The following is a 16000-nucleotide window of genomic DNA, read 5'->3' as shown; positions in this document are numbered from 1 at the left end:
GCTGCGGCGCTTCACTTCTTGCCGCGCGCCAGCTCTACCCCCAGGTCGCTGATCTTCTTGCGCAGGGTGTTGCGGTTGAGGCCCAGGATTTCGGCGGCCCGCACCTGGTTGCCGCGGGTGGCGGCCAGGGTCAGGCGGATCAGCGGCCGCTCGACCTCTTCCAGCACCCGGTCGTAGAGGCCGACCGGCGGCACCCCGTCCGGCTGCTCGGCGAAATGCGCCGCCAGGTGCCGCTCGACCAGGGTCGAGAGGGTGATCGGCCCCTCCTCGCCCGGCTGGGGCGCGGACTGTTCGGCCAGTTCGCGCTCGACGATGCGGGCGCTGATCAGGTCCTCGCCATAGAGGGCGCAGACCCGGCGGATCAGGTTCTCCAGCTCGCGGACATTGCCGGGCCAGGGGTGGATCTTCAGCCGCTCCAGGGCCGACTGGTCGATGGTCTTGGACGGCAGGCCCTCGCGGGCGGCGCGCAGCAGGAAGGAGCGGGCCAGGTCCGGGATGTCCTCGGTGCGGTCGCGCAGCGGCGGCAGGCGGATCGGGGCGACGTTGAGGCGGAAGAACAGGTCCTCGCGGAACAGGCCCTGGCGGATCAGGCCGCGCAGGTCGCGGTTGGTGGCGGCGATGACCCGGACATTGGGCTTGCGGCCGGTGCGGGGGTTGAGCGCCGGCTCGGCTCCGTCGATGACCCGCAGCAGGCGCGACTGGGCGTCGAGCGGCATGTCGCCGATCTCGTCGAGGAACAGGGTGCCGCCGTCGGCCTCGACCAGCTTGCCCGGATCGCCCTCGCCGCGCCCGAACAGTTCCGACTCGACGCGTTCGCGCGGCACGGCGGCCAGGTTGATGACCACGAACTTGCCGTCGCGCCGGCGTCCCAGGTCGTGCAGCGCCCGCGCCACCAGCTCCTTGCCGGTGCCGCTCTCGCCCAGGATCAGCACCGTCAGGTCCGCCCCGACCAGCCGGGCGATGGTGCGGTAGACGTCCTGCATGGGAGCCGAGCGGCCGATCAGCGGCAGGCGCTCGTCCTTCATGGCCCGGGCCTGGGCCTTGGCCGCTTCGCTGTCGGCCGGCCGCGACAGGGCCCGGCGGGCGGCGGCGGTCATGTCGTCCAGGTCGAAGGGCTTGGAGATGTATTCGAACGCCCCGGCGTCGGCGGCGTTGACCGCCGTCAGCAGGGTGTTCTGGGCGCTCATCACGATGATCGGCAGCTTGGGTCGCTCCTTGCGGATGCGGGGCAGCACGTCGAAGACATTCTCGTCGGGCATGACCACGTCGGTGACCACCAGGTCACCTTCGCCGTCGGTCACCCATTTCAGCAGGGTGGTGGCGTTGCCGGTGGCCCGCACCTGATAGCCCAGCCGGCTGAAGGCCTGGCTGAGCACCAGCCGGATCGAGCTGTCGTCGTCGGCGATCAGGATCTTCTTGGACGCGGTGTTCATGCCCGACTTTCTTTAAAGAGAGCGGTCGCTTTCTGGCGTGACCGGCAGCAGGACGCGGAAGGTGGTTCTTCCAGGCTCGGATTCGAAATCGATGAGGCCGCCATGGCCGGAGACCAGCTTGGCGACCAGCGGCAGGCCCAGGCCCGCCCCGTTGGCCTTGCTGGTGACGAAGGGCTGGAACAGATGCTCGCGCATATGGGCCGGGACGCCGGGGCCGTTGTCGGTGACCCGGATCTCCAGCGGCGCGCCCTGCCCGCCCGCCGCGCCCCGCACCCGCACGCCTGGGCGCCAGGCGGTGGCGACCAGGATCTCGCCGCGACTGTCGCCCCGGCTATGGGCGGCCTCGGCGGCGTTCTTGACCAGATTGAGGAAGATCTGGATCAGCTGATCCTCGTCGCCCCAGGCGGCGGGCAGCGAGGGATCGTAGCGCTCGCGCAGGGCCAGGCCGTCGGCGACGCCGTTGGCGGCCAGCGCCCGGACCCGGTCCAGCACCCGGTGGATGTTGACCGCCTCGCGCTGCGGGGTGGCGTCGTCGCTGAAGGCCTCCATGCGATCGACCAGCCGGCGGATGCGCTCGGTCTCGTCGACGATCAGCTGGGCCAGCGGCGCGTCCTCGGCCGCCGCCCCGGTCTTGAGCAGCTGGGCGGCGCCGCGGATGCCGGCCAGGGGGTTCTTGATCTCATGGGCCAGGATGCGGCCCAGGCCCACCACCGAGCGCAGGCTGGCCGGGTCGGCGAAGGGCTCCATGCCCAGCGCCCCGCCCCGCACATGCAGGGTCAGCAGCACCGAGCCGTCGCCCAGGGGCGCGGCGGCGCCGTCGGCGGTGAAGGCGGGATGGCCGAACAGGCTGATCTCCACCCCGTGCTCGCGCACCCGGGCCCCCTCCTCCAGCGCGCGGTTGAGCAGCGAGATCAGGGCCGAGCCTTCCGGCAGGGCGGCGCGGAAGCGGCCGCGTGCCAGCAGGGCCAGGCCCTGGCCGAACAGCGCCTCGGCCGCCTCGTTGACCGCCACCAGGGCGCCCTCGGCGTCGACCACCAGGGCCGGCTCGGGGCTGAGATCGAAGGCCGCCGCCTTCAGCGCCTGCGAGCCCGGACCGTTGTTCAGGGTTCTGATGACGCCGGTCATGCGGCCAGCCTTGCGGGATCGTCCGACCACAGGGCGGCCAGGCCGGCCTCGATCTCGCCGGGCGCGTCGAGCTGGCAGAGCCGGGCCCGGGCGGCGCGGCGGGCCTCGGGCGAGGCCGGCCAGGGCGCGGCCTCGATGTAGGAGGCCAGGTGCTTGCGGAACATCTTCAGGCCCAGCCGGTCGCCGTAGAAGCCGAGGCTCTCGCGGAAATGGTCGAGGGCGATGTCCAGCCGCTCGGTCCGGCCCGGCGCGCCGTTCGACAGGCCGTCCAGGCCCGCGGCCACCTCACGGGCGATCCAGGGCTTGCCGACCACGCCCCGGCCGATCATCACCCCATCGGCGCCGGACTGCTCCAGAGCCAGGGCGGCGGTGATGGCGTCGACCACATCGCCATTGACGATCACCGGGATCGACACCGCCGACTTCACGGCCCGCACGGCGCTCCAGTCGGCGGCGCCCTTGTAGAACTGGCAGCGGGTGCGGCCATGCACGGTCACCGCCTGCACGCCCAGCGCCTGGGCGCGGGCGGCGAACTCCGGGGCGTTGCGCGAGGCGTCGTCCCAGCCGAGGCGCATCTTCACCGTGACGGGCACATCCACGGCCTCGACGGCGGCGCCGACGATGCGGTCAGCCAGGTCGAGGTCGCGCATCAGGGCCGAGCCACATTGGGCGCCGGTCACCTCGCGCGCGGGGCAGCCGAAGTTGAGGTCGATGACGTGCGCCCCGGCCTGGGCCGCCAGCCGGGCGCCCTCGGCCATGGCCTGCGGATCGCGGCCGACCAGCTGGATCACCATCAGCCCCAGGCCCTCGCCCACCGCCGCGCGGCGCACGACGTCGGGACGGCCCTTGGCGAACTCGGCGCTGGCGACCATCTCGGTGGCGACATAGGGGGCGCCGAGCCGGGTGGCGGCGCGGCGGAACGGCAGGTCGGAAATGCCGGTCATCGGCGCGATCCATACCCGCCCGGGGACCTCGACCCCGCCGATCTTGAGCTCGCTGCTCATTTATTGATCATCCCCATCGCTGCCTTTTTAGGCAGATTGTGCGGCGCCGTAAAGCTGGAACCGAAGAGCGGGCCTCGCTACACCAGGGCCATGGAATTTTCAGCCGTCATCGTCGCCGCGGGTTCAGGGACCAGGGCCGGGCCCGGCGCGGCCAAGCAGTGGCGGCTGGTGGCGGGCAAGCCGGTGTTGCGCTGGTCGGCCGAAGCCCTGCTGGCCGCCGGCGCCCGCGAGGTCGTGGTGGTGCTGCCCGACGACGGGGAAGCCGCCGCCCGCGAGGTGCTGGCGGGTCTGGACCGCTGGCGGCCGGCGATCGGCGGCGCGACCCGCGCCCTGTCCGTGCAGGCAGGTCTGGCGGCGCTCACGGGCCCCGCCGACGAAGCGGTGCTGATCCACGACGCCGCCCGCCTCTTCGTGAAGGCGGCCCACGTTGAGGCCCTGCTGGCCGCCCTGGCCGGCGCGGACGGCGCGGTCCCTGCCCTGCCCGTCGCCGACACCCTCAAGCGCCGTGAGGGCGACACCACGACTACGGTCCCCCGCGACGGCCTCTGGCGCGCCCAGACCCCGCAGGCCTTCCGCAAGAACCGGCTGCTGGCCGCCTACGCCGCCTGGACGGCCGGCGAGCCTACCGATGACGCCGCCGTGGTCGAGGCCGATGGCGGGACCGTCGCCCTGGCGCCGGGCGATCCCATGCTGATGAAGCTGACCTATCCGGAGGACTTCGCCATGGCCGAGCAACTCGCGGGGGGCCCCCTTGGTGGTCAGGGGCGCATAACCCGCATCGGCCAGGGCTTCGACGCCCACCGCTGGGGGCCGGGCGAAGTGGTGTGGCTGTGCGGGGTGCGGATCGACCACGACCAGACCCTGGTCGGCCATTCGGACGCCGACGCCGGCCTGCACGCCCTGACCGACGCCATCCTGGGGGCCATGGGCGACGGCGACATCGGCGACCACTTCCCGCCAACCGATCCGCAGTGGAAGGGCGCGGCCTCCGACCGCTTCCTGCTGCACGCGGTCGAGCGGATGAAGGCGCGGGGCGGCCGGCTGCTCAACGCCGACGTGACGCTGATCTGCGAGCGGCCGAAGATCAAACCCCACCGCGAGGCCATGCGCATCCGGCTGGCCGAACTGCTCGACCTCCCCCTCGACCGGGTCAGCGTCAAGGCGACCACCACCGAGGGCATGGGCTTCACCGGCCGGGGCGAGGGCCTGGCGGCCCAGGCCGTGGTCAGCCTCGACACACCGGCCTAGGCGGCGGATCCCTGGACCGCTCGACCATGCGGCGGACCAGCGAGCTGAACAGGTTGGTGTAGTCGTCGGTCCAGGGCCGCACCCCGCGCGGATCGCCGGGGACCCAGCGCCGGTCGGCCGCCTTGAACGCCTCCAGCACTTCCGGTGAGCGCGCCACGATCAGGGCGTCCTCCTCGCTGTCGTAATAGGTCTCGGGGTAGTAGCAGGGGCCGCGGTCGATGAAGAGGTAGCGGCGGAACAGGGCATAGCCGCCCGCCGCCTGCGCCACCGCGGCGGCCGGCCGCGGCAGTTCGAGGTTGCGGTTGGAGAGGTGCAGGATGATCACGCCGTCCGGCTTGATCTTGCTGAGGTAGATTTTCACCGCCTCGACGGTCAGCAGGTGCACCGGCACCGCGTCCGAGGAGAAGCCGTCGATCAGCAGCAGGTCGTATTTGTCGGCCGGCTGCTTCTGCAGGGTGAGGCGGGCGTCGCCGAGCACATAGTCGATGGGACCCTTGGCGCAAGCGGTGGTGTAGTCGAAGCTCTGGGTGGTCGGATCGCCCGAGAGCTTCACGATCATCGGATCGATCTCGAAGAAGGTCAGCCGGTCGCCCGGTCTGACGAAGGTCGCCACCGTGCCGGTCCCCAGCCCCACCGTGCCGATGGTCATCGGCCGGCCGCGCGCCTGCATGGTGTGGAAGACCTCCCCGATCGGCGTGTAGGGCGAATAATAGACCATCGGCCGGCAGTGGTCGGCCTCGTCCAGCAACTGCGCGCCATGCAGGGTGGTGCCGTGGGTGAGCAGGCGCATCTTGCCGAAGCCCAGCTGCGGCGGCCAAAGCGACTCATGCACCACCCCAAAGAAGCTGCGGTGGGCGTGGACGGGGTTGGACTGGCTGCCGGCGACGATGGAGATGCTCATCAGCCCGGCGACCAGCAGGGTGAAGAGGCGGGTGCGGCTGCGCACGAAGAAGGCGGCGCCGGCGGCGATGGCCGCCAGCCACTGAACGCCCCGCTCGTTCATCACCGTCGCGGGCATCGTGACCAGGACGACGGCCGCCGCCGCCATCGCCACCACGCTGACGCCGGTCACATAGCCCTGCAGCACTGTCAGCCGCTCGCGGGTCCAGGGGCGGGCCAGGCAGGCCAGGACCAGCACCAGCGGATATTCCAGCACCGTGCTGAAGATGACCGGGGCCAGGAAGGCGTTGAAGCCCCCGCCGATCACTCCGCCCAGCGACATGCAGAGATAGAAGTCGGTGAGATGGGCCGGGTCCGGACGCCGGGCGACCAGGGCCTGGTGGCACATCAGGGCCGTCAGGAAGAAGGCGATCAGATGGACCGGCAGCAGGATCAGCACGTGGGTGATGCTGAACAGCGCCGCGCAGATGACGACGGCCGCCGCCTGCAGGATCAGCCCGATGCCGCGCGGTATCCAGGGCCGGTCCTGGAAGGCGATGATGAAGGTCAAGAGGTAGAGGGCCAGCGGCGCCACCCACAGGAAGGGCGCCGAGGCGATATCGGTGGTGATGTAGGTGGTGACCCCCAGCATCAGGCTGGAGGGCGCCGCGGCCAGGGCGATCCACAGCAGGCGCTGGCGCCAGCTCACCGCGCCGGTCTCGATCGGGGCGACCAGGGGCGGCGGCTCCGGCCGGCGGCGGATGGCGATCACCAGCACCGCCATCAGGATTACGAAGCCGCCGTAGCCCACGGTCCAGCCCCAGCGCTGGGCGCCGAGCGTCAGGCTGGGCTCGACCAGGATGGGATAGACCAAGAGGGCGATCAGGCTGCCCAGGTTGCTGGCCGCATAGAGCGCCCAGGGCTGCGGCGCCCCGTCATGCCGGAACACCCGGGCATGCCAGGCCTGGACCAGGGGCGCGGTGGCCGAGAGCGCCGCGAAGGGGGCTCCGATGGAGACGGTCAGCACGGTCAGCAGCCACAGCACCGGCCGCCCCGCCCAGGGCTCGCCCATCAGGCCGGTGATCTTCAGCGGCGTCAGCACCAGGGCGGCGAGAACCAGCACGGCCAGGTGGACCAGCCCCTGGCGGCGCACCGAGGGCAGTTTCTGCAGCAGATGGGCGTAGCCGTAGCCGGCCAGCAACGCCGCCTGGAAGAAGGCCAGGCTGGTGTTCCAGACATTGGCCGAACCGCCCAGCAGCGGCAGGACCAGCTTGGCCACCATCGGCTCGACCAGGAAGACCAGGGCCGCGCCGCTGAACACCGCCAGGGCGAACAGCCAGGCGCCCGAAGAAAAAGGGGGGGCGGATGGCGCGGTTTTGGGGGCAGCCGCGGTTTCAGCGGTCATGGTTCGAATCGTCTTGTGGCGCGATGTTGCTACGATGTTGGGCCCTTCCCGCCCGGGTTGGCTAGTGAAGTCGGAGCGAGCGCCATGTTTCCCCTGGAAATTCAGACCCTGGCGCGCCTGCTGATCGACGAGGCCCGCCAGCGCTCCCTGCGTATCGTCACCGCCGAGAGCTGCACGGGCGGACTGGTGGCCGGGGCCATCTGCTCGATCGCCGGGGCGTCCGATGTCTTCGAGCGGGGCTTCGTCACCTACACCAACCGCGCCAAGCAGGAGATGCTGGGCGTGCCGGGCGACCTGTTGGCCGATGTCGGGGCGGTCAGCGAGCCGGTGGCCCGGATGATGGCCGAGGGCGCGCTGGAGGCCTCAAACGCCCACCTGGCCGTGGCCATCACCGGCGTGGCCGGCCCCGGCGGCGGCACTCCGATGAAGCCGGTCGGCACGGTCCATTTCGCCACCGCCCGTTCCAACCACGGCATCCGTCACCTGCACGAGCAGTTCGATTTCACCACCCGCGAGGAGGTGCAGCTGGCGGCGGTGGCTCAGGCCCTGACCATGCTGCGCGAAGCGATCTAGGCGCCTCGCCGCAGCCACCACCCCAGCACCAGCCGCGCCGCCAGGGCCCAGGCCGCGCCCAGGGCCCAGCCGGCCAGCACGTCACTGGGCCAGTGGACGCCCAGATAAACGCGGCTGAAGCCGATCGACAGCACCACCAGGCCGGCGATGGCGAACAGGAAGGCCTTGGCGTGGCGGTGCGGGTCCAGGCTGGCGATGACGCTGACCAGGGTCAGGTAGGCGGCGGCCGACACGGTCGAATGGCCGCTGGGGAAGCTGTGCGAATAGACGTAGGACCCGTGCGGCACGAGGTCGGGCCGGGCGCGGTCATAGACCAGCTTGAGCAGGTCGCTGGAGATTTCCGCCGCCAGCACCGTGCCAACGAACACCACCGCCTGTTTGGCCTTGCCGTAGAAGAGCAGCACGCTGGCGGCCACGACCGTCAGAAGGGTCAGGACCGTGAAGCCGCCCAGTGCGGTGACGTCGCGCATCGATTCCTCGAACCAGTGCGGGCCGATGGGATCGGCGGGGTGGCCGGGCGTGCGCAACAGCAGCAGAAGCTGGCGGTCGGTGGGCAGGGTTTCGGATTCGCCGACCTCGCCGCCGATGGTCAGGAAGGCCCAGATCGCCGCCGCCACGGTCATCAGGGCCGCCAGGGTGCGGATCTCGAACCGCGCGAAAAAGGCCTTCATGGCCCGTACAACGCGCGGGCCCGCTCATCGAAGCAGCCGATCAGCCGGTTCACCGCATGATCGAAATTGGCGTCGAGCAGGCGGTCGAGCATGCGGATCTTGAACTCGAAATCGATCTCGAAGTGAACCGCCGTGCCGGTCGGGTGCTCTTCGAACCGCCAGCGGTTGTGCAGCTTGCGGAAGGGGCCGCTAAGCAGGCTGACGGTGATGGTCCGGGTATTGGCGTCGCGCACCACCCGGGTCGAGAAGCGCTCGCGCAGGAACGAGAAGCCGACCGAGGCCTCCGCATCCAGGCTGGTGATCCCCGGGGCGGTTTCGCGCCGGTTCCAGACCCGCAGGGCGCTGATCCAGGGCACGAACTTCGGATACTGCTCGACATCGCCCACCAGCTCGAACAGCTGCTCGGGCCTGTAGGGCAGGATGCGCGTCAGCTCGTGGCGCAAACGCTACCTTCCAGCGCTCTGCGGGCCGCCTGAAGTTGGGCGAAGTCCTCGCCGGCATGGTGCGAGGAGCGGGTGAGCGGGCTGGCCGAGACCATCAGGAAGCCCTTGGCCCGGGCGATCTTCTCCAGGCTGGCGAACTCGTCGGGGCTGACGAAACGGTCGATGGCCGCGTGCTTGCGGGTCGGCTGCAGGTATTGCCCGATGGTGATGAAGTCGACGCCGGCCGAGCGCATGTCGTCCATCACCTGCATGACCTCCTCCTTGCTCTCGCCAAGGCCGACCATCAGGCCGGACTTGGTGAACTGGGCGGGGTCGCGCTCCTTGACCCGCTCGAGCAGGCGCAGGGAGTTGTAGTAGCGGGCGCCGGGCCGGATGTTCAGATAGAGGCGCGGCACGGTTTCCAGGTTGTGATTGAAGACGTCCGGCTGGGAGTCGATCACCACCTCGGCCGCGCCGGGCTTGCGCAGGAAGTCGGGGGTCAGAATCTCGATGGTCGTGCCGGGGGCGGCGGCGCGGATGGCCCGCACCACCTGGGCGAAGTGCCCGGCGCCGCCATCGGCGAGGTCGTCACGGTCCACCGAGGTGATGACCACATGCTTGAGGCCCATGCGCGCCACGGCGTCGCCCACCCGGGCCGGTTCGGTGGGATCCAGCGGGTCAGGCCGTCCGGTCGCCACGTTGCAGAAGGCGCAGGCCCGGGTGCAGATCTCGCCCATGATCATCATGGTGGCGTGCTTCTGGGACCAGCACTCGCCGATGTTCGGACAGGCCGCCTCTTCGCAGACCGTGGTCAGGCCGTGCTCGCGCACGATGGCCCGGGTCTCGTTGTAGCCGGGCGAGCCAGGCGCGCGGACGCGCAGCCAGTCCGGCTTGCGCAGCAGCGGGGTGTCCGGGCGCGATTGCTTTTCGGGATGGCGCGGTCGCGCCTTGAGGGTGTCGATCACCGTAGCCATGCCGTCTAGATCGTCCTTCCGGGCCTCGCGATCAAGCCGCCTGATACGTGAGAGCGCTTGCGGGCGCGCGCCAAGCACGGAAAGCTGCAGGGATGCGCGCAGGTTGGGCCATGGCCGTTCCGTTGCTGCTGGCCACGGCGCTGCTGTCGGCCTGCGGGTCCGGCCGTGAGCATGAACCGTTCGGCGAAAGCCGCACCCCCGCCTCGCTGGCCCCGCGTTTCTTCCCGCCCGAGGGCTGGGGCTGGGGGCTGATCAAGATCGGCGATGCCCCCGCCCAGCGCTACGGCGTCAGCGCCCCGGCGGTCGACCCCGCCGCCCAGGTGCTGATCCTGCCGGGCTATGGCGAGACGGCCGAGAGCTGGTTCGAGACGGTGCGGGCCCTCAACGATCTTGGCTACACGACCTGGGTGCTGGAGCGACAGGGCCAGGGCGGTTCAGGCCGCCTCGCCGGCCGCGACCTCGGCCACGCCAAATCCTTCGATCCCGATATCGCCGCGACCAAGGCCCTGCTGACCATGATCGCCGGCAGCGGCAATGACGCCCCCATCGTGATCCTGGCCCAGGGCGCCGGCGCGCCGGTGGCCCGGCTGGCCCTGATGCGGGGCGGCCGGGCCGACGGGTTGATCCTGTCGGCGCCGGTCAATGCCCTGGATGGCGAGGCTTTTGGCGCCGCCCAGCAGGGCCGGACCCTGCGGCGGTTCGGGCTCGGCAGGATACGGGTGCTGGGCCTTTCCGGCTGGAAACGCGGCCAGCTCGCCCTGCCCTCCTCCGGCCTGGATCCAACGCGGGCCGCCAGCCAGGCGGCTTGGCAGACCAGCAATCCCGACCTGCGGATGGGCGGCCCCAGCTACGGCTGGGACGCGGCGCTGCTGGACGCGGTCCAGGCAGCCAAGGCCGATCCGAACTGGCGGGGACCGCCCACGCTCGACGCGCCCGCAAAGGCCGCGGCTGGCCAGCTGGCGCCCGACGCGGAACGGCGGGTTTGGCTCGCCGCTATCGAGGCCTTCATCGCCCAGCGCATCGCTGAACGGCAGGCCGCGCAACGATCTCCCGCCCCTCACCGTTTGTAACAGAGCTTTTCAAGCCCGTGAGCGGCCTATAACCTTCCCGCCAAGACCAAGGTGGGAAACATCGGGGAGTTTCACCCATATGCCGCGTGCTTTCGACGCGAAGGCCGCCGAGCGGTCACTGTTCGACGCCCTTATCGATGCCAGAGACCGCTACGGCGCCAAGAAGCCGATTCTCGAGGACCAGAACCGCACACCACTCAGCTACACCGACCTGATCCGGGGCAGCTTCGCCCTGGGCCGCAGGATCGCCGGCCTGACAGAGCCGGGCGAGCGGGTCGGGGTGCTGTTGCCGGCCAGCGCCGGGGTGGTGGTGACCTTCTTCGGGCTGCATGCCTTCGGCCGGGTGCCGACCATGCTCAACTTCACCTCGGGCCTTCGCAACCTGCGGGCCGCCTGCAAGCTGGCGGGCGTGAAGACGGTGCTGACAGCCCATGCCTTCATCGAGCAGGGCAAGCTGCATGACCTGATCGATGCGCTCGAGGCCCACGCCAAGATCGTCTATCTCGAGGACGTCCGGGCCAAGATCGGCCTCGCCGACAAGCTCTACGCCGCCGCGGCCGGCGCCTTCCCGCGTCGCTTCGCCACCAGGGCCGGGCCGGACGACACCGGCGTCATCCTGTTCACCTCCGGAAGCTTCGGGGCCCCGCGCGGGGTGGTGCTGAGCCAGCGCAACCTGCTCGCCAATGTCGAGCAGGTGGCCGCCCATATCGACCTCGATCCGAACTGGGTGATGTTCAACCCGCTGCCGACCTTCCACTGTTTCGGCCTGACCGGCGGGGCGCTGCTGCCGATCCTGACCGGCATGAAGGCCTTCCAGTATCCCTCGCCCCTGCACATCAAGCAGATCCCGCCGCTGATCCGCGACTGCAAGGCCTCGATCCTGCTGGCCACCGACACCTTCGTGAACCAGTACGCCCGCTCGGCCGACGCGGGCGATCTCAGCGGCCTGGAGTTCATCGTCTGCGGCGCCGAGAAGGTGCGCCACGAGACCCACGATCTGGTCAACGAGCGCTTTGGCGGGGTGCCGGTGCTTGAAGGCTATGGCGCCACCGAGGCCTCGCCCGTAGTGGCCGTCAACAAGCCCAAGGACAATCGCCGCGGCACGGTCGGCGGGCTGCTGCCCGGCATGGAGGCGCGCATCGATCCGGTCGAGGGCATTCCCAACGGCGGGCGCCTGTTCCTGCGCGGGCCCAATGTCATGGCCGGCTATCTGCGGGCCGATGGCGGCGTCGACGCCCCGCCGGACGGCTGGCACGACACCGGCGACGTGGTGACCATCACCGACGACGCCGACCAGTGGATCGCCATCCAGGGCCGGGTGAAGCGCTTCGCCAAGATCGGCGGCGAGATGGTTTCCCTGACCGCCGCCGAGGATCTGGCCTCCGCCGTCTGGCCGGACGGCCGTCACGCGGTGATCTCCATGCCCGATCCCAAGAAGGGCGAGCGGCTGGTGCTGGTCACCGACCGGCCCGACGCGGCGGTGGCCCCGCTGGTCGCCCACGCCCAGTCGATCGGCGCGCCGGAACTGGCCGTGCCGCGCAAGATCCTGAGAGTCACCGAAGTGCCGGTTCTGGGCACGGGCAAGACCGACTACGTGGCCATCCAGCGCATGGCCGAAACGGAGGCCCGCGCGGCCTAGAGGGAGACTTCGAATGCCTAATCTCGCCGTGTGGTCCCCGCGCCTGTTGAGCGTGCTGCGTATCATGGCCGCCCTGCTCTTCATGGAGCACGGCCTGATGAAGCTGTTCGCCTTCCCCGGTCCGCAGCCGGCCGTGCCCGATCCGCTGCCGGTGATCCTGGTCGTCGCCGCCTGGCTGGAAGTGATCGGCGGCGGGCTGCTGGCGCTCGGCGCCTGGACACGGCCCGTGGCCTTTATCCTCTCCGGCGAGATGGCCGTGGCCTATTTCACGGCCCATGTCGGCCGCAGCGGCACCATCTTCCCCGCCCTGAACGGCGGCGACGGGGCCGTGCTGTTCTGCTTCATCTTCCTCTACCTGGCCGCGGCCGGCGGGGGTGAGTGGAGCGTGGACGCGCAGATCCGCAAACGCCCCTAGATGTGCAGGACCCGCCCGTAGGCGTCGAGCGAGGCCTCGTGCATGGCCTCGCTCATCGTCGGGTGGGCGAAGACGGTGGCGAAGAGGTCTTCTTCCGTCGCCTCCAGAGTCATCGCAATCGCGAAACCCTGAATCATTTCCGTCACTTCGTGGCCGATCATGTGGGCGCCGATCAGCGCCCCGGTCTTGGCGTCGAACACCGTCTTGACGAAGCCGTCCAGCTCGCCGGCGGCGATGGCCTTGCCGTTCACCCGGAAGGGGAAGCGGCCGACCTTGACCTCGATGCCCGCCGCCTTGGCCGCCGCCTCGGTCAGGCCCACCGAGGCCACCTGCGGGGTGGCGTAGGTGCAGCCGGGGATCGGGGCGGTCAGGTTGGCGGAAGGGTGGCCGGCGATATGCTCGACGCAGTGGACGCCTTCGTGGCTGGCCTTATGCGCCAGCCAGGGCGGGCCGGCGACGTCGCCGATGGCGTAGAGACCCGGGACATTGGTCTTGCAGGTCTTGTCGATAACTACATGACCGCGATCGATTTTTACGCCGAGGGCCTCGAGCCCCAGGTTCTCGACATTGCCGTCGATGCCGACCGCGACGATGGCGACCTCGGCCTCCAGGGTTTCCTTCTCCAGGGTCACCGACACGCCGGTCTTGGTCTTGGCGAGCTTGGAGACCTTGGCCGAGACCCGGAACTTCATGCCGCGCTTTTCGAAGGCCTTGTGCGCGGCCTTGGAGACCTCCTCGTCCTCGACCGGCAGAATGCGGTCCAGGGCCTCGATCACCGTAACGTCGGCGCCTAAGGCCCGATAGAAGCTGGCGAATTCGATGCCGATGGCGCCCGAGCCGATGACGATCAGGCTCTTGGGGCAGGCCTTGGGCGTCATGGCCTCGCGGTAGGTCCAGATGCGGTCGCCGTCCGGGACCAGGCCGACAGCCGGGATGACGCGCGCCCGGGCGCCGGTGGCCAGGATGACATGCTTGGCGGTCAGGTTGCGCGAGCCGCCGGCCTTCAGCGCCACCACCACCTTGGGGGCGGGCGAGCCCTTCTCCAGCTTGGCCTCGCCCTCGACCACCTCGATCCTGTGCTTCTTCATCAGGAAGGCGACGCCCCCCGACAGCTGCTTGGCCACGCCCCGCGAGCGTTCGATAACCTTGGCGAAGTCGTAGGAACGGCCCTGGATGGAGATGCCGTAGGCGTCCAGGTGCGAGAGCTGCTCATAGACCTCGCCGGTCTTGAGCAGGGCCTTGGTCGGGATACAGCCCCAGTTGAGGCAGACCCCGCCCAGGTTCTCCCGCTCGACGATAGCGGTCTTCAGGCCCAGCTGGCTGGCGCGGATGGCCGTCACATAGCCGCCGGGACCGGCGCCGATGACGATGACGTCGAAGCTGTCGCTCACTTGATGCTCTCCAGCCTAGACGATCATGTTCAGAGGATCTTCGATCAGCGGCTTGAAGACGCTGAGGAATTTGGCGCCGACGGCCCCGTCGACCACGCGGTGGTCGCAGGTCAGGGTGACCGTCATCACCGTGGCCACGGCCAGCTGGCCGTCCTTGACGACCGGCCGCTGCTCGCCGGCCCCGACGCTGAGGATGGCGCCCTGCGGCTCGTTGATGATCGAAGCGAAGGACTTGATGCCGAACATGCCCAGGTTCGAGACCGAGAAGGTGCCGCCCTGGAACTCCTCGGGCTTGAGCTTGCGGGTGCGAGCCCGTTCGGCCAGGTCCTTGGTTTCCTTGGCGATCTGGGCCAGGCCCTTGGTCTCGGCCGAGCGGATGATCGGGGTGATCAAGCCGCCCTCGATGGCCACCGCCATGGCGATGTCGGCGTGGTGGTGCATGGCCAGGCCTTCGGGCGAATAGCTGGCGTTGGCTTCCGGCACCTGGGTCAGGGCTACGGCGACGGCCTTGATGACCATGTCGTTGACGCTGATCTTGACGCCCTGCTTTTCGAGCATGGCGTTGATCTTGGCGCGGGCGGCCAGCAGTCCGTCGATCTCGATGTCGATGGTCAGCGGGAAGTGCGGCACGTCGCGGAAGCTGTCGGTCATCCGCCGGGCCACGGTCTTGCGCATGCCGTCCAGCGGAATGAGGTCGTAGCTGCCGGGGGCGATGCCCATCTGCTCCAGCGTCTTGTGCTCGCGCGGGGCTGAAGGCGCGGCGGCCGGGGCGGCGCCGGGCGCTGCAGCGGGGGCCTTGCCACGGGCGGCGTCGACATCGGCCTTGATCACCCGGCCATGCGGGCCGCTGCCCTTGATGGCCTTCAGGTCGAGGCCGGCGGCCTGGGCCAGGCGGCGGGCCAGGGGCGATGCGAAAACGCGCTCGCCTTCAGCCTTGGGGGCGGGGGCGGCCTGGGCCGGCGCGGCGGTCTCGCCGGCCTGCTCGGTCGGCGGCGCGGGCTTGGGCGGCGCTTCAGCCTTGGGCGCTTCCTTGGCGGGCGCTGGCGCGGGTGGCGGTGAGACAGCGTCGCCCTCCCCGCTCAGCCGGGCGATGGGGGCGTTGACCTTCACCCCCTCGGTTCCGGCGTCGACCAGGATCGACTCGATGGTCCCCTCGTCGACCGCCTCGACCTCCATGGTGGCCTTGTCGGTCTCGATCTCGGCGATGACGTCGCCGGCCTTGACGGTGTCGCCGGCCTTGACGTGCCATTTGGCGAGGGTGCCCTCCTCCATGGTGGGCGACAGGGCGGGCATCAGGATGTCGATCGACATGCTTGGTCCTTCAGGCGTTCGGCGAGACTTCGACGACGGTGGTGGGGGTCCAACGGGCCAGACGCCGCGCCAGGCGCGACTCGTCCGTCTCGTCGTCATAGGTGGCGGGTTCGCCCGTCCGGCCCGCGAAATCGGCAAGGTCGGTCCCGGCGACATTCAGCGTGGCCAGCAGGCCATTGGGGCCCTCGATCAGGGCGGCGACATAGACCCCGCAATCGCGGCAGACCAGCATCTGGGTGGCCCGGCGGCCGAAGCGGTAGCGGTGGGTCGAGCCCGGGGCGGCGTCGATGGCCAAGCGCCCGCGCGGGTCGCTGGTGGTCAGGGCGCCGTGCCGCCGGCAGAACCCGCACTGGCAGGCCCGCAGTGGCAGGTCGTCCGGCTCGACGCTGGGGGTGAAGGCCACCCGGATGGAGCCGCAATGGCAGGCGCCGGCCAGCATC

The 16000-nt window shown here is 70.2% G+C and carries 15 protein-coding genes; 5 read left to right on the top strand and 10 right to left on the bottom strand.

Annotation, left to right across the window (positions count from 1 at the left end):
* Window positions 1–11: 11 nt before the first annotated feature.
* Genes QO010_RS04205 through dusB form a run of 3 tightly spaced genes read right to left on the bottom strand, consistent with a single transcriptional unit; the run spans window position 12 to window position 3562 of the window.
* Window positions 12–1433: a sigma 54-interacting transcriptional regulator gene (locus QO010_RS04205; RefSeq protein WP_307346347.1), complete on the bottom strand. Its 1422-nt coding sequence runs from the start codon at window positions 1431–1433 to the stop codon at window positions 12–14.
* Window positions 1434–1445: 12 nt separating this feature from the next.
* Complete coding sequence (locus QO010_RS04200; protein ID WP_307346344.1) at window positions 1446–2558, bottom strand: two-component system sensor histidine kinase NtrB; 1113 nt, start codon at window positions 2556–2558, stop codon at window positions 1446–1448.
* Complete coding sequence (gene dusB, locus QO010_RS04195; RefSeq protein WP_307346341.1) at window positions 2555–3562, bottom strand: tRNA dihydrouridine synthase DusB; 1008 nt, start codon at window positions 3560–3562, stop codon at window positions 2555–2557. Before dusB ends, QO010_RS04200 begins: the two co-directional genes overlap by 4 nt.
* A gap of 90 nt (window positions 3563–3652) precedes the next feature.
* Here dusB and QO010_RS04190 point away from each other — a divergent pair, with 90 nt between their 5' ends.
* On the top strand, window positions 3653–4810 hold the full coding sequence (locus tag QO010_RS04190; RefSeq protein ID WP_307346338.1) for a bifunctional 2-C-methyl-D-erythritol 4-phosphate cytidylyltransferase/2-C-methyl-D-erythritol 2,4-cyclodiphosphate synthase: 1158 nt from the start codon (window positions 3653–3655) through the stop codon (window positions 4808–4810).
* Here QO010_RS04190 and QO010_RS04185 read toward each other — a convergent pair.
* Window positions 4788–7094, bottom strand: a complete 2307-nt coding sequence (locus QO010_RS04185; protein WP_307346335.1) for a fused MFS/spermidine synthase — start codon at window positions 7092–7094, stop codon at window positions 4788–4790. The genes QO010_RS04190 and QO010_RS04185 overlap by 23 nt on opposite strands.
* 84 nt (window positions 7095–7178) lie before the next feature.
* Between QO010_RS04185 and QO010_RS04180 the strand changes: the two genes are divergently transcribed.
* Window positions 7179–7667 carry a CinA family protein gene (locus QO010_RS04180; RefSeq protein ID WP_307346332.1) on the top strand — a complete coding sequence of 163 codons (489 nt, stop codon included), beginning with the start codon at window positions 7179–7181 and terminating at the stop codon, window positions 7665–7667.
* Here QO010_RS04180 and QO010_RS04175 read toward each other — a convergent pair.
* Genes QO010_RS04175 through lipA form a run of 3 tightly spaced genes read right to left on the bottom strand, consistent with a single transcriptional unit; the run spans window position 7664 to window position 9734 of the window.
* A complete protein-coding gene (locus tag QO010_RS04175) occupies window positions 7664–8338 on the bottom strand; it encodes a phosphatase PAP2 family protein (RefSeq protein WP_307346330.1) in 675 nt (224 codons plus the stop codon). The genes QO010_RS04180 and QO010_RS04175 overlap by 4 nt on opposite strands.
* A complete protein-coding gene (locus QO010_RS04170) occupies window positions 8335–8781 on the bottom strand; it encodes a type II toxin-antitoxin system RatA family toxin (protein ID WP_307346326.1) in 447 nt (148 codons plus the stop codon). The genes QO010_RS04175 and QO010_RS04170 overlap by 4 nt, the downstream gene beginning before the upstream one ends.
* Window positions 8766–9734 (bottom strand): lipoyl synthase, encoded by a 969-nt coding sequence (gene lipA, locus QO010_RS04165; protein WP_307346323.1) that lies wholly within the window; start codon window positions 9732–9734, stop codon window positions 8766–8768. Before lipA ends, QO010_RS04170 begins: the two co-directional genes overlap by 16 nt.
* A 110-nt stretch (window positions 9735–9844) precedes the next feature.
* On the opposite strand from lipA, the gene QO010_RS04160 reads away from it, so the two are divergent.
* From QO010_RS04160 to QO010_RS04150, 3 genes are all read left to right on the top strand, one after another.
* Window positions 9845–10804, top strand: a complete 960-nt coding sequence (locus QO010_RS04160; protein ID WP_307346320.1) for an alpha/beta hydrolase — start codon at window positions 9845–9847, stop codon at window positions 10802–10804.
* Window positions 10805–10883: 79 nt separating this feature from the next.
* Window positions 10884–12443: an AMP-binding protein gene (locus tag QO010_RS04155; RefSeq protein WP_307346318.1), complete on the top strand. Its 1560-nt coding sequence runs from the start codon at window positions 10884–10886 to the stop codon at window positions 12441–12443.
* 13 nt (window positions 12444–12456) lie between these two features.
* On the top strand, window positions 12457–12858 hold the full coding sequence (locus tag QO010_RS04150; protein WP_307346314.1) for a DoxX family protein: 402 nt from the start codon (window positions 12457–12459) through the stop codon (window positions 12856–12858).
* On the opposite strand, the gene lpdA is transcribed toward QO010_RS04150, so the two are convergent.
* The 3 genes from lpdA to QO010_RS04135 are packed head-to-tail and all read right to left on the bottom strand — an operon-like array spanning window position 12855 to window position 15999.
* On the bottom strand, window positions 12855–14249 hold the full coding sequence (lpdA, locus tag QO010_RS04145; RefSeq protein WP_307346311.1) for a dihydrolipoyl dehydrogenase: 1395 nt from the start codon (window positions 14247–14249) through the stop codon (window positions 12855–12857). The two genes, QO010_RS04150 and lpdA, sit on opposite strands and share 4 nt — an antisense overlap.
* A 15-nt stretch (window positions 14250–14264) precedes the next feature.
* On the bottom strand, window positions 14265–15560 hold the full coding sequence (locus tag QO010_RS04140; RefSeq protein ID WP_307346309.1) for a pyruvate dehydrogenase complex dihydrolipoamide acetyltransferase: 1296 nt from the start codon (window positions 15558–15560) through the stop codon (window positions 14265–14267).
* 10 nt (window positions 15561–15570) lie between these two features.
* Window positions 15571–15999: a GFA family protein gene (locus tag QO010_RS04135; protein ID WP_307346306.1), complete on the bottom strand. Its 429-nt coding sequence runs from the start codon at window positions 15997–15999 to the stop codon at window positions 15571–15573.
* Between the last annotated feature and the right edge of the window lies 1 nt (window position 16000).

This window comes from Caulobacter ginsengisoli (assembly GCF_030814835.1).
Classification (GTDB): Bacteria; Pseudomonadota; Alphaproteobacteria; order Caulobacterales; family Caulobacteraceae; genus Caulobacter; species Caulobacter ginsengisoli.
This window is presented reverse-complemented; position numbering and strand designations above follow the sequence as displayed.